At 38.6% G+C, this 12,462-nt stretch carries 13 protein-coding genes and 1 other annotated feature; all 13 genes read right to left on the bottom strand.

The annotated features are described in order from the left end of the window. Positions 1–48: 48 nt before the first annotated feature. The 13 genes from spoVAC to bsdcttw_RS03925 all read right to left on the bottom strand — a co-directional run bounded on the left by spoVAC (position 49) and on the right by bsdcttw_RS03925 (position 12,434). Positions 49–552, bottom strand: coding sequence for a stage V sporulation protein AC (gene spoVAC / locus bsdcttw_RS03985; RefSeq protein WP_185258121.1), 504 nt, complete (start codon positions 550–552; stop codon positions 49–51). A gap of 74 nt (positions 553–626) precedes the next feature. Continuing rightward, on the bottom strand, positions 627–1,049 hold the full coding sequence (locus tag bsdcttw_RS03980) for a stage V sporulation protein AB (protein ID WP_185258120.1): 423 nt from the start codon (positions 1,047–1,049) through the stop codon (positions 627–629). Beyond that, on the bottom strand, positions 1,039–1,668 hold the full coding sequence (locus tag bsdcttw_RS03975; RefSeq protein ID WP_185258119.1) for a stage V sporulation protein AA: 630 nt from the start codon (positions 1,666–1,668) through the stop codon (positions 1,039–1,041). The genes bsdcttw_RS03980 and bsdcttw_RS03975 overlap by 11 nt, the downstream gene beginning before the upstream one ends. Beyond that, positions 1,637–1,852: a hypothetical protein gene (locus tag bsdcttw_RS03970; RefSeq protein WP_185258118.1), complete on the bottom strand. Its 216-nt coding sequence runs from the start codon at positions 1,850–1,852 to the stop codon at positions 1,637–1,639. The genes bsdcttw_RS03975 and bsdcttw_RS03970 overlap by 32 nt, the downstream gene beginning before the upstream one ends. A 160-nt stretch (positions 1,853–2,012) precedes the next feature. After that, entirely contained in the window at positions 2,013–2,726 is a 714-nt protein-coding gene (gene sigF, locus bsdcttw_RS03965; protein ID WP_185258117.1) for an RNA polymerase sporulation sigma factor SigF, read from the bottom strand. Between the two features lie 61 nt (positions 2,727–2,787). Then, complete coding sequence (spoIIAB, locus tag bsdcttw_RS03960) at positions 2,788–3,207, bottom strand: anti-sigma F factor (protein ID WP_185258116.1); 420 nt, start codon at positions 3,205–3,207, stop codon at positions 2,788–2,790. 120 nt (positions 3,208–3,327) lie between these two features. Beyond that, the gene (locus bsdcttw_RS03955) at positions 3,328–3,714 is read right to left on the bottom strand and encodes an STAS domain-containing protein (protein WP_185258115.1); all 387 of its coding nucleotides are present in this window, start codon (positions 3,712–3,714) and stop codon (positions 3,328–3,330) included. 244 nt (positions 3,715–3,958) lie between these two features. Then, the gene (locus tag bsdcttw_RS03950; RefSeq protein ID WP_185258114.1) at positions 3,959–5,362 is read right to left on the bottom strand and encodes a tetratricopeptide repeat protein; all 1,404 of its coding nucleotides are present in this window, start codon (positions 5,360–5,362) and stop codon (positions 3,959–3,961) included. Between the two features lie 75 nt (positions 5,363–5,437). Further along, complete coding sequence (locus bsdcttw_RS03945) at positions 5,438–5,581, bottom strand: hypothetical protein (RefSeq protein WP_185258113.1); 144 nt, start codon at positions 5,579–5,581, stop codon at positions 5,438–5,440. Between the two features lie 425 nt (positions 5,582–6,006). Beyond that, complete coding sequence (locus bsdcttw_RS03940; RefSeq protein ID WP_185258112.1) at positions 6,007–8,664, bottom strand: valine--tRNA ligase; 2,658 nt, start codon at positions 8,662–8,664, stop codon at positions 6,007–6,009. Positions 8,665–8,844: 180 nt separating this feature from the next. Continuing rightward, positions 8,845–9,060 (bottom strand) — a binding site (T-box leader). 46 nt (positions 9,061–9,106) lie between these two features. Next, positions 9,107–10,282 (bottom strand): hypothetical protein, encoded by a 1,176-nt coding sequence (locus tag bsdcttw_RS03935; RefSeq protein ID WP_185258111.1) that lies wholly within the window; start codon positions 10,280–10,282, stop codon positions 9,107–9,109. 27 nt (positions 10,283–10,309) lie between these two features. Beyond that, entirely contained in the window at positions 10,310–11,143 is an 834-nt protein-coding gene (locus bsdcttw_RS03930) for a hypothetical protein (RefSeq protein WP_185258110.1), read from the bottom strand. 19 nt (positions 11,144–11,162) lie between these two features. Continuing rightward, positions 11,163–12,434 (bottom strand): DUF5716 family protein, encoded by a 1,272-nt coding sequence (locus bsdcttw_RS03925; RefSeq protein ID WP_185258109.1) that lies wholly within the window; start codon positions 12,432–12,434, stop codon positions 11,163–11,165. Positions 12,435–12,462 lie beyond the last annotated feature (28 nt).

The raw sequence follows: 12,462 nt of genomic DNA, 5'->3' as shown, positions 1-12,462 counted from the left end.
GAGGATTTCGCAGGCGCGTACTTGTGTATGAATTATACTTTTAATAATTCATACTACGCCCATTTTCATCAAAATATAGTAGATAATTCCCAATACCCAGGAGGAAAATACACCATATAATATTACCGGCCCTGCAATGGTAAATATCTTGCACCCAATACCAAAAACCTGTCCTTCTTTCTTAAACTCAACTGCCGGGGCTGCAACGGAATTTGCAAATCCTGTAATCGGTACAACCGTTCCCGCACCTGCAAATTTGGCAAGTTTAGGATATAGATTTAAACCGGTAAAAAGTACTGATAAAAATATGAGAGACAACGCTGTATAACCCGATGCCTGATCCTTGTTACAACCCAGGTGTGTATAATAGTTATTAAATGCTTGACCGATAACACAAATAGCTCCTCCTACCCAGAAGGCATTAATGAGATTAATGATCTTATTATGGGTAGGTGTCTTGTCTTTTACATATTGATTGTATTTTTCGGCTTTCTTGGTTTTATCCTGCTCTTTCACCACATCAGCAGCAGTAACTTTCTTTTTATTCTCCATCTAAAGAACCTCCTTACACTGGAATGCCTGTCTAACTACTTTATATTTTTATATAAAATCGCAAAATTTATTCTTTACTTTTTATAATGGATAAAAAGATGGAATAAGGCTCCCGCTCCTTTTCCCAGTGCGAGAAACAATACAATAATAGGAATACCCATTTTAAGCTTTAAACGGTGTATCATAATGGGATAAATCTGAATTACCTCTTCCAGTGCAACAGAGAGGCACCCAACAAAGCAGCCCATAAACAGACCAAATATTATAAGCCCTATTGTTCCCAAAGGAATAGGTATTTTAAATAAATCCAGAATATTTCCAAAAGCAGCGCCTAGTACAACAATATCTTCATAAAGTAGTATTCTCTTGGCTGTATCCGTACGTATAGCAAGTCTTGTAAGAACACCTACAATTGTAATAAAAGCTACTGTTCCGGCTGCAATTAGAAAACCTGCAGTAAGTCCTAAAAGGCTTAGTAATACATATCTAATGAACATCTATGGATTTCCCCTCTCTGGAACTGTTCTCAATTAATGTATCATCCATATCTGATTCATATAGGCGCAGCTGAACCTGCATTGGTGTAGGATCTTTCCCCACCTTCAACTTACTAAAGTGATTAAAGAAGATGACAATACCCAATGGTAATCCTACAGCATAAGATATTTCAAGAACTGAGGCTTTTGCCTCCTTTGTACCAAGCGCAGATTTATATATTATCTCAAATATGGTGGATACATTTGCGTCTTCATTAAAGGTCATAATCGTAAAAGCCCCTCCAAAAAATACAATGCAGCATACAAAAGCTACTTTGAAATACTCCCATAGTTTTTTCTCTTTAACAGCAGGTTCATACTGTATAATAAAATCAGCTTCTCCAAGATTTATAATATCTATGTCCGGATACATGCGATGGATAAGCTCCATCAGTTTTAATACAGAAAAAATATAGTCTTTCTTTTTATCTTCTTTTATAATGAAAACAACCTGTTGGTAAAGCTCTTCCGTTATCTTTTTTTCTGGTGAGTAGAGCTTTGCCACATCTTTTAAGCGTACTACTTTGTAATGCAGCAGACTGCTTTTTTCAATCTTTATATACAGGCGTGTATTTTTCATTTTGCACCTTCCCCTCAAAATCATACATTGCTTGTGCAGTTTCTACATATTCCCTTTCATAGACAAAGGTACCTTTATGAAAATTCTTTTGTGTATCCTGTGTGAAATAAGCTATTACGATACCTGCTGCAATCAGTAGGAGCAGAGCGGCAAATATCCATAAACTCTTCTGTCTTAATGCCATACTTTTCATCCTCTTTCGAATTTACTGTAAATAAAAAACAGCATCTCTTTTTCAGCGATGCTGTTTTCTACGATTTTTTGTGGATTGACTTGTAGAATTTTCTATCTACTCTGATATTATCTGTTTACTCCTGCATTCTATACTGGTAATGTAATCCAGTTTAAGACATTTTTTCTCTCATTTTCATAAGTATCTTCTTTTCCAGCCGGGATACCTGCACTTGGGATATTCCCATTTCTTTTGCGATATCTGTCTGGGTTCTATTCATAAAGTATCGAAGCCTGATTAGTTCCTGATCCTTTTCATCCAGGGATGCTATTGTTTCCTTCAATGCAAGCTTGTCAATCATATTTTCGCTCTCATCATTTGTCTGCTCTAATTTATCAATCAGAAAAATAGCATTACCATCTCCTTGATAAATTGTTTTGTATAATGATTCTACTTCTGCACCTGATTCTAAAGCCATTAACACTTCTTCTTTTGCCAGATTAAGCTCCTTACTGATTTCTTCCAAGGTTGGTTCTCTCCCATACAGAGTTCCCAGTTTTTCTCTGGTGATACGTATCTTACCGGCTGTCTCCTTCATGGAACGACTAACCTTAATGGCGCCATCATCCCTTAAAAATCTCTTTATTTCACCCATTATCATTGGTACTGCATAGGTGGAGAACTTTACATCATAGGACATATCAAATTTATCAATTGCTTTTATAAGTCCTATGCTCCCTATCTGGAATAAATCCTCTGTTTCATGGCCTCTTGACATAAATCTTCTTACTATACTCCATACCAATCCAATATTCTCCGTTATTACCCTATCTCTAGCCTCCTTATCACCTGCTTGTGATAAACGGATTAGTTCGATTGTATCCAACGTTTCACTTCCTTCCTGACGTCTTTTTTATCAGGATAACCGCCATGAGTGCCTTGGCACCTTAATGGATTTTTTTCTTCATCTTAACAATGGTTCCCTTGCCCATTTCTGACTCAACTTCCAAACCATCCATAAAGGCTTCCATAAATGAAAATCCCATACCGGATCTTTCTTCCTCCGGCTTAGTCGTAAATAGCGGCACCATAGCTTGCTTGATATCCTTTATGCCCTTACCCTGGTCATGGACCTCTACATAAACTTCATGCTCAAATATTCTGCATACTACAACTACTTTTCCTTTTGTTCCTTCATAGCCATGAATAATTGCATTGGTCACAGCTTCTGATACAGCAGTTTTTATATCGGAAATCTCCTCCAGTGTCGGGTCCAGCTTTGCTACAAAGCTTGCTACTACGGACCTTGCAAAGCTTTCATTTTCAGACCTGCTGTCAAATTCTAATAACATTTCGTTGGTATCCATACTTATCCTCCTGTTCAAATCCCTTTCCCCGATTAAACCTCCCTGTGAACATGTTTATCACCAGCAATCAGATATCTGCCAGCAACAGAATGTTCGACAATCAAAAGTGGAAAATTTATATTATCTGGCTCTGGCAACCGCCTCTTCTATGGAATCGAATTTCGGAACGATCCGATATAATCCGGACATTCTGAATATTCTGTCAAGATTGTGGTTAATTCCTGTTACAAATATCTTCCCCCCGGAAAGTGTAAGTCTCTTGTAACGTCCCATTATGACTCCAATTCCTGAACTGTCCATAAAATCAGTCCCAGAGAAGTCAAATACAATACTTTTTATCTGTCCTCTATCAAGCAGCTTGTCCGACTGTTCCCTGATAGACAAAGTATTATGATGGTCTAAATCCTGTTTTACCTCAATAATAAGACACCTATCCTTTATATGATATTCCGCAGCCTCCTTTCTGCTTGTAATGCTTGTCTTCTTTAAGGGCTCTTTTTTTTCCATGCATACCTCTTTTCCGGATAAACACCATACGCTTTTTGAAATAAAACTTTACCCGTTCCATATTTCATTCTCTGTAAAAACCTTTTCTTTTGCCGGATTTACCGTTACAAAAATCCAAAAGTTTACATTTACATATTTTAACATATATTTTTCATTTCGTCTATATGAGAAAAGACAATTCCTGCTAATTTTTGGAATTGTCTTTTCTTTTGATTCATTATTCTATTCAGTTAAGCTATAATCTTTATTGAATACTCGACAGACGTTCCTTCGCATCACTAACACGCCAGGAATCCGGGAACTTATCAACAACGAGATTATAGTATTTCTTTGCATTTTCATAATCACCAAGCTGGTGATAACTTCTGGCAATAAAGTATACCGCATCAACATTCTTATCATCTAACTCATAAGCGCTTAAGAGGCTCTTTAAGGCATCCTCATATTTTCTTGAGGAATACTGGTCATGACCTTTGTCGTAGAGTGCTGCTGAAGCGTTGCTTCCTACTGCCTGCTTAATCTCATTGTACAAGTCCAATGCCTGGGGTTTATCAAATTTATCACTTTGTGTCTTGGCAAGTTCATTGGCAACAGAAAGATAATCAATCTCTGCCCCATTCCCCTTTTGCAATTCACTGACATAAAGGGATGCTGTCTTAAATAACTGGTCGTAGATAGAATCATCCACCTGACTCCCCTTTAACTCATCAATCTGCTTATTTAAATCTGCTATGGTTGCATCCTGGGTTTCTTTATCTTTTTGAAGTGAATCGTAATTCTGCTGCAGCTCATTGACTGTTGCACTGTTCGTTTTGATCTTAGCTTCATATTCACGCTGGACATTGTCTCTTGCCGTTGGCAGAACTAAGAATACTGCACCAAGAATACCAACCGCAATTCCGATAATCAGATTTACAAAAGGCCATATATTAGGTTTATCTTCTTTATAAGGCGCGTGAGAAAAGGCAACTGGTTCCGTTCTGACCTTACGCTCTTCTTTCGTTTCTGTTTTTCCCTCTTCCTCTGAGGTATTCATGAGGGAATTAATTTCTTTCAGGTAACGAAGGGTGGTAGTATTGGAAACATCAATCTTACTTGCCTTCGTCAGATTCTTTAGTGCCTTCTCCATCTCACCGGTCTTCATATATAAAAGTGCTAATAATTGAAGTGCCTTAACGAAATGAGGATTTAAACTGGTTACTTTTTTTAATTGAATAATAGCCAAATCTTCGTTTCCTTGTTTTGCCGATAAAAGAGCAGCATTATATCTCTTAGTAGTCTGATTCAGGTTCTCAAGTCTTGTTGGATTAGCCTGTACCAGCTCCATATAACGGTCTGCATCATTACTCTCCTGCTGAAAATGTTTACTGATAACCCACTCACTTAAAGCAGCTACCGATTCACCCATCTCATAGTAAATTAAGCCCAGCAGATTTCTGGCTTCGGTATTTCTTTTATTTAATTCAAGGCTTTTCTTAAGCAGAACGGCAGCTCCGGATAGATCTCTCACCTTTGACTTCGCAAGCCCCTCATTGTAATACCTGTTTGATATCATATTCACTTTTTTATAAACCGTGATATCTTCACCGCAGTGTTCACAGCGGTTATTCTTACTCTGTATGCTCTTGTTACATGCAGGACATATCATGTTTTTTTCCCGCCACTATCCCGAACAATGTTCATTGAATCAAAAGTGGATTTGCTTTTCGTGGCTTCCTTTCCTTTATTTTCTATCCTTAATTTCCTTCAGCATCGTTTTAATAATATCTGTTATATCAGATAAGTCATTGCTGTGTATTACCTCTTCCGCCTGATCGACCTCAAGGCTTGGCTGGAATTTGGCGATTTCTTCATCAAAATTAATCATATTAACCCCTTTCGTGAATATTAAATCTTCGATTTTATATTCCTGAATCCGCAGTTGAAAACTGTCTTTTGTCTTTTCAACCTAACCTTCCATGTAATGTGCTTTCGTGTATACTAAAATCAAAGTGAAAATTGTGTGATGCGCTCTATAAGTTACACTCAACCTGAAACGTACTTAAATCAAGATGTTGAAAAACATCCTCCTGTTTACTTCTCTATTAACATTATCTTACCCATAATATGGCTAAAAATCAAGTATATTTATATAATAAAAATCTACGACATTGAAAAGGCAGCAGTTATGACTAGGTTAAATTATACCATCTTTGAGCGCACAGTGTTACATATTCCATAACTTTGATGCGAGTTTGGCGTAATTTTACCTTCTAGGAATAACTGCTGCCATTTTAGTGGGTTTGCTGCTATTTATTTCAGAGTTTTAAGGCGTTCCTCTACCTGTTCCATAAGCTGAGTATATTTAGCCAGCTTTTCCTTTTCTTCCAGAATCTTTGCTTCCGGTGCTTTACTTACAAATTTCTCATTGGATAACATTCCGGTAACACGGTTTAATTCCCCTTTAAGACGTTCTCTCTCCTGGGTTAATCTTTCGATCTCCTTCTCGATATCTACAAGTTCAGCAAAAGGCATATATATAACTGCTTCCGGTATAAGTGCTGTTACCGCATCAGATGGAATTCCATCGGTATCCTTTTGAATCTTAACTTCTGAAGCAAAGGCAAGGGTTGCAAAGAAAGCTTTACTGTTCTCAAAGATTTCGGCAATTCTGCCGCTCTCTGTCACTATAATAACAGATGCTTTCTTTGACGGCGGAACATTCATTCCGGTACGAACGGTACGAATGCCCTTTACGGCTGCTTTTATTAATTCTACGGCTTCTTCCTCCTGGGTAAAGCCAAGCTTTTCATCAAAAACAGGCCAGTCAGCTATCATAATGGAGACATCTTCTCCGTCTTTTCCTTCTGCTTCTTTCAGGGTACAATAGATTTCTTCCGTGATAAAGGGCATATAAGGATGAAGCAGCTTCAAGGAGGTTATAAGCACTTGTTTTAAAGTATGAATTGCCGCACTCTTTGTCTCATCGGTATCACTGTAAAGTCTGGGTTTTACCATCTCTATATACCAATCGCAGAATTCCTCCCAGATAAAGTCATATATCTTCTGAACTGCAATACCAAGCTCAAAATTCTCCATATTCTCGGTTACTTCTTTTACTAACGTATTGCATTTTGAAAGTATCCATTTATCTGCTTGAGTCAGGTGAATTTCTTCTTTTCCTTCGCTTTCCGCCTTTTCCAGATTCATCATAATAAAGCGGGAGGCATTCCATACCTTATTGGCAAAATTTCTGCTGGCTTCCACTCTTTCCAAATAAAAACGCATGTCATTACCGGGAGCATTTCCGGTTATCAAAGTTAGACGCAGCGCATCTGCTCCATATTTATCAATAATTTCAAGAGGATCAATACCATTTCCTAAGGACTTGCTCATCTTTCTGCCTAAGGAATCCCTTACAAGTCCGTGGATAAGCACCTTCTGAAAAGGAGCTTTTCCGGTATACTCATAGCCGGAAAATACCATACGGATTACCCAGAAGAAGATAATGTCATAGCCGGTTACCAATACGTTGGTAGGATAGAAATAATCAAGGTCCTCCGTCTTCTTTGGCCAGCCCAGGGTGGAAAAAGGCCAGAGGGCGGAACTAAACCAGGTATCCAGCGTATCCTCATCCTGCCTGAAGTGGGTATGACCGCATTTCGGGCACACATCCGGCATTTCTCTTGCTACGATTACCTCACCGCATTCCTTGCAATAGTAGGCAGGTATTCTGTGTCCCCACCAAAGCTGTCTGGAAATACACCAGTCTCTGATATTATCCGTCCAGTTAAAATAGATCTTATCAAAACGCTCCGGTACAAAAGCAATTTCACCGCTCTTAACCGCCTCCACTGCAGGCTTAATCAGCTCATCCATCTTAACAAACCACTGCTGTTTTATCAGCGGTTCTACTGTTGTATTACATCTGTCATGGATACCAACATTATGGGTATGGTCTTCCACTTTCTTTAAAAGGCCCATTTCCTCCAGCTCTTTTACCATAAGCTTTCTGGCTGCATAACGGTCCATACCAGCGAATTTACCGCCTTTTTCGTTGATAGTGGCGTCATCATTCATAATATTAATCTGTTCCAGACCATGTCTCTTGCCAACTTCAAAATCGTTGGGGTCATGAGCGGGAGTTATTTTTACAACACCTGTTCCGAATTCCTTATCTACATAGGTATCCGCAATTATAGGAATTTCTTTGTTTAAGAAGGGCAGAATAACATTCTTTCCAATTAAAGCTTTATAACGTTCATCATCGGGATGTACTGCAACCGCAACATCTCCCAGCATGGTCTCCGGTCTGGTAGTGGCAACTTCCAGAAAATCTTCTGTTCCTGCTATGGGGTAGAGAATATGCCAGAAATGACCTGCCTGTTCCTCATGCTCCACCTCAGCATCAGAGATACTGGTCTTGCATACCGGACACCAGTTAATTATACGGGAGCCCTTATAAATCAAGCCTTTTTCATAAAGTCTTAAAAATACCTCTTCTACTGCCTCGGAACATCCTTCATCCATTGTAAAACGTTCTCTGTCCCAGTCACAGGAAGAGCCCATTTTCTTTAACTGACTGATGATACGTCCGCCGTACTCCTCTTTCCACTGCCAGGCTCTCTCTAAGAAACCATCTCGGCCAAGGTCTTTTTTGTCAATTCCTTCTTTTTTTAACTGTTCTATAATTTTTACTTCTGTAGCAATGCTGGCATGGTCCGTTCCCGGCTGCCAAAGCGCATTGAAGCCTTGCATTCTTTTAAATCTGGTAAGGATGTCCTGCATGGTATTATCCAGTGCATGCCCCATATGAAGCTGTCCTGTAATATTTGGGGGAGGCATTACGATTGTGAAAGGTTTTTTTGATCTATCCACTTCCGCCTTAAAATATTTCTTATTTATCCACTTGGAATAGAGTCTATCCTCAATGTCCGCAGGATTATAGGTTTTTTCCAATTCTTTCTTCATTTTCTTCCTCCTGATTTTACTTCATACTATTTTTGTTAACCTATAGAATTTGCTTAATGGGTGTTAATCTTTCTGATTCTCGATATTCTTATCCATCTGTTTATGGGATTAACCAAGCTGATTTTGCTATTTTAACTGCCCTTTCCTGTTCATTCCGGACAATAAAAAAAGTTCCCCGCCAAAAAGGACGAAGAACCGTGGTACCACCTTTATTTACAGCAAAATAAATAAGCTGCCTTTTACTCTGTAACGGGATTTCCCGGTATCTCCTACTCTTCTTCAAAGACACAGTTTAGGAGCTACCTTCAACAAGCAGTAAGTAAAACAGTCTTTCAGCCTATGAACTGTCCTCTCTGGTACACTTACCTATCTAATCCTCTCCATCATAACATTTGCATTATTCGATTATACAACAACTATGAATATCATATGAAAACTTTGTCTATATGTCAAGAGCGATTCCCTTCTTTTTTAGAAGCTCAGCTACATAAATCTTGTTTTCTTCATTTTCTTTTGTAAATTTTTCTATTTCTTCTATACATTTATCTTTCAGAGTACTGTTCTGATCGATCTGTTCCTTAACCTTATGCCTTCTCTCAATGAGTGCTGTATTTACTGTTTCCATTTCTGCCGGGGTAAGAAGCGCTTCCAACTGGTGGATCCATATTTTCGCGTCGGTTACTCTGGCCTCCTTTAAACGGGCAATTAATTCCTTTTTATAATACTCCAACTGATCTTTGCTTAATTTATACTGATTTTCATCTTCTTTTTCTTTTTGGTATTGTTCCCACATTATTTCAAGTTTAGCCTGACTGTCTACCAAATACTTTGCGTAGCAATAATCCAGAGCATTGGTATTATTAACATATTTGATACGTACTTTATTTAATAAAAGAATGGCCCGGTTTAATTTCTTTTCTGTTTCTGCCATTTCTTTTTTGTTTTCCTTAGAACGCAGAAAAATATAAGCGGCTGCGGCGGCATCCATGGCTATGGTCAGCATAAAGGGCAGCTGCATATTAGCGCCAGCCTTCCTATTTATCCATATGAACACCAGGAATAGCAGTACAGAAAGTATACAGGTGGTAATTCCTATGGTACCAAGGGTCTTCTGGTTTGATTCCACCTCCAATATCTGGTGGTGAAGAGCGGTTTTTTCACTCTCCAGATACTTAAAGTCATTTTGAATATTGACGCTGTATTCTTCCCAGTATTTCATCTTCTTTAAATCTCTTGGCACGCTCTCTTCAAACTTTGCCATGTTCAGATAATGAGTATCTTTAATCTTCCTGATACCCTTCTTATATCTTTCCCGGTCTTTTGACAGGGTGATTATTTTTCTGGCAAGGTCATTCACCAGTTCCCTATCCTCGCGATTAAGGCCTTCGATTTTTTGAATATCGCTGATATAGGCTGTTACCGCTTGAAATTCTGCCTTCAACTCCTGACCCTGAAGTGTACTTTCCACAACCTGGTCACAGCTTTCTTCAATAAAGCTTCTCTTTAATGTCCGGTAGTCTGCTTCCGTTAACTGGGCAGTAAGTCCCGCTGGCCCCGAAAGATTCTCATCCTTATTTAGGTTGTCCTTACCTTTATTTTTACGCTTCCAAAACGCCATGCCTGTTCTCCTCTGTGCTTGTGCTGCCTAAAATTCCGACCGGAATTCTTTTTTATAAGCCTCTATCAATTCCTTGACTCCCTGCACGAACTCTACTAAATTACCACTGCTTTTAACTTCCTTTAATTCTTCAAGTCTCTGATACTCTGTTGAAGAGTTATACTGTATTATACTATTTTGAATATCTTTTCTAATATCCTCTATATAAGCTTCCTCTATTCCTTCCTCGCTCTGCAGGGAAGATTCTTCTTCGCAAAGAATACAGCAAATCAAATACTGCCTTTTCGACACTTCCTCTCCCGTCATCTCGTAAGCTCGTTTAAAATGCTTCGCGGCTTCCTTGAAGCCTTCCGTATAAAGCTTGCAGACACCCAGGTTATGCCAGAGCCTTCCGGCTTCTTCTTTTACAACAGCATTCATTACATCTCCCGCTAACAAGGTTTCATAAATTCTTCCTGCTTCATAGTATCTGTTATGGTCAAGAAAAGATTCTGCTCTTTTTAAGGCTAATTCTGAAGGAGATACATTCTTTCTTTCTCTCTGTCGTATCAAAAACTCCTTCACTTCATCAGGGGTATATATATTAACCTCTGAAAGAAGAATGGAAGCTGCTTCTATTAATGCATCATATCCGGAAAAGCTTTTTTTAATTTCTCTTATTCCAGCTGCTTTCTCACTTAGTTGTAATTCTTGTTCCAGCCAAGTCAAAAAAATCTCATCATATAATTCATCGGTTAAAAGAAAAAAATTATGATAGATATAATAAAAAAGTTCTTCCGCTGTAAAAATACTAGTATCAGTTACCATAAAGCGGTAAGGAAGCTTTGCTTTATTTTCTTCACAAACGAATAGTATTCCCATAAAATAGTTATGCCCCTTCCTATAGCTTTATTTCACTCTCCCAGCTCAGTCCCAGAGAAGGAATCATCTGACCGAAGCCTTTTTCTCTTATATGAACGAGAGCTGTCTTGCTATCTTTAAAGGAAACTGAAATTTCAATCCTGGTGGTTTTGTCCGATCTGACTTCCAGCCCATCCAGGGTAATTTCATGATACTCCTTTTTTAGGGTAAATAAGTCCTTTGCCAGTATTGTCAGCTTATTATCTTCTGTCAGAATAAATTCCCGGGTCAGACCTCCATCAAACCAGGGTTTATATCCATCCCATAGAGGTATCTGACAAGACGTCTCTCCTTTTATAGCTTCCAGCGATATTGAAGAAGTAATCTGGTCGGAGTCCAGGAAAAGAAACTCTCCGCTTTTCCCTTCTTCTATATTTTTCTTTTCTTTTGCCGCATAGCATGCTCCCTTTGCATACAGGTTCTGTCCTTTGAACACCCTTCGGCCCACGCATAATTCTTTTAATGCATTATCAGCCCAATCCCCTTCAAATCCGCATCCGGTAACATAGATAGTCGTAACTAGCTGTTTATGCAAAATACTTTTCGCAAGATTTAAAAAGCAGTACTCCAACCGTTCCTTATCTCCCTTTAATACCTCTTCATAACTTAATACATCATTAAAATCTTTCTGGCTCACACAAACAGGTATCGGTGTAAACTTACGGCTGATACTAATCTGCTTGTATTGAAATTCCTCTTCGTCCATATGAAATAATCCGATATCATTGCTCCAAAGCTCTTTTTTCTGATTCAGAGCATAGTATTCGTAACTTAATGAATGACTTTGAAGGGATAATCTATCCTCTTTTAGCCCAAGGTTAGCGAAAGCTTCTTGTAATACTGCTCTTACTGAATCATTTAGCTCTTTGACAGTGACATTAAGCTTGGATATTCCTTCTCCCGGAAATTTTAACGTTACGCAGGTAAGGCACTTGCGAAAAAGCTTTTCCAGCAGATAAGCTGCGGTATAAGCTTTGTCATAGAATACCGTCTCAGTGCCCTGTACTGCTATCTGATATAAATTGCCTGCTGCCTGGCACATGCCCTTCTTCTGTAATTCCAAGGCCTCTTCCCCAAATACCCACTCTTTGCCCCCTGGCTTTACACCAATCACTGCCGGAAAGAAGTATGGATTATTACCTGTACATAAGGAAACCGATTCCGGTTCAAGGGCTTTTGAATTAAAACAGCATATCTGTATATCCTGATCACCAAAATCAAGTCCTAATATCAAGCTCTTATTATCAGCCACAATAAACCTCCTGACTAAACGAAATACC

The organism is Anaerocolumna chitinilytica (assembly GCF_014218355.1).
Lineage (GTDB): Bacteria > Bacillota > Clostridia > Lachnospirales > Lachnospiraceae > Anaerocolumna > Anaerocolumna chitinilytica.
Note: the sequence above shows the minus strand (reverse complement) of the source record. Positions and strands in the feature narration are given on the sequence as shown.

Bases quoted from the DNA above. Each gene is read 5' to 3' on its own strand.
- bsdcttw_RS03980 (WP_185258120.1), bottom strand. From the start codon at position 1,049: ATGTTCATTAGATATGTATTACTAAGCCTTTTAGGACTTACTGCAGGT.
- bsdcttw_RS03935 (WP_185258111.1), bottom strand. From the start codon at position 10,282: ATGGCGTTTTGGAAGCGTAAAAATAAAGGTAAGGACAACCTAAATAAG.
- bsdcttw_RS03945 (WP_185258113.1), bottom strand. From the start codon at position 5,581: ATGATTAATTTTGATGAAGAAATCGCCAAATTCCAGCCAAGCCTTGAG.
- spoIIAB (WP_185258116.1), bottom strand. From the start codon at position 3,207: ATGGATACCAACGAAATGTTATTAGAATTTGACAGCAGGTCTGAAAAT.
- bsdcttw_RS03955 (WP_185258115.1), bottom strand. From the start codon at position 3,714: ATGGAAAAAAAAGAGCCCTTAAAGAAGACAAGCATTACAAGCAGAAAG.
- bsdcttw_RS03950 (WP_185258114.1), bottom strand. From the start codon at position 5,362: ATGATATGTCCTGCATGTAACAAGAGCATACAGAGTAAGAATAACCGC.
- bsdcttw_RS03970 (WP_185258118.1), bottom strand. From the start codon at position 1,852: ATGGCATTAAGACAGAAGAGTTTATGGATATTTGCCGCTCTGCTCCTA.
- spoVAC (WP_185258121.1), bottom strand. From the start codon at position 552: ATGGAGAATAAAAAGAAAGTTACTGCTGCTGATGTGGTGAAAGAGCAG.
- bsdcttw_RS03940 (WP_185258112.1), bottom strand. From the start codon at position 8,664: ATGAAGAAAGAATTGGAAAAAACCTATAATCCTGCGGACATTGAGGAT.
- bsdcttw_RS03930 (WP_185258110.1), bottom strand. From the start codon at position 11,143: ATGGGAATACTATTCGTTTGTGAAGAAAATAAAGCAAAGCTTCCTTAC.
- bsdcttw_RS03975 (WP_185258119.1), bottom strand. From the start codon at position 1,668: ATGAAAAATACACGCCTGTATATAAAGATTGAAAAAAGCAGTCTGCTG.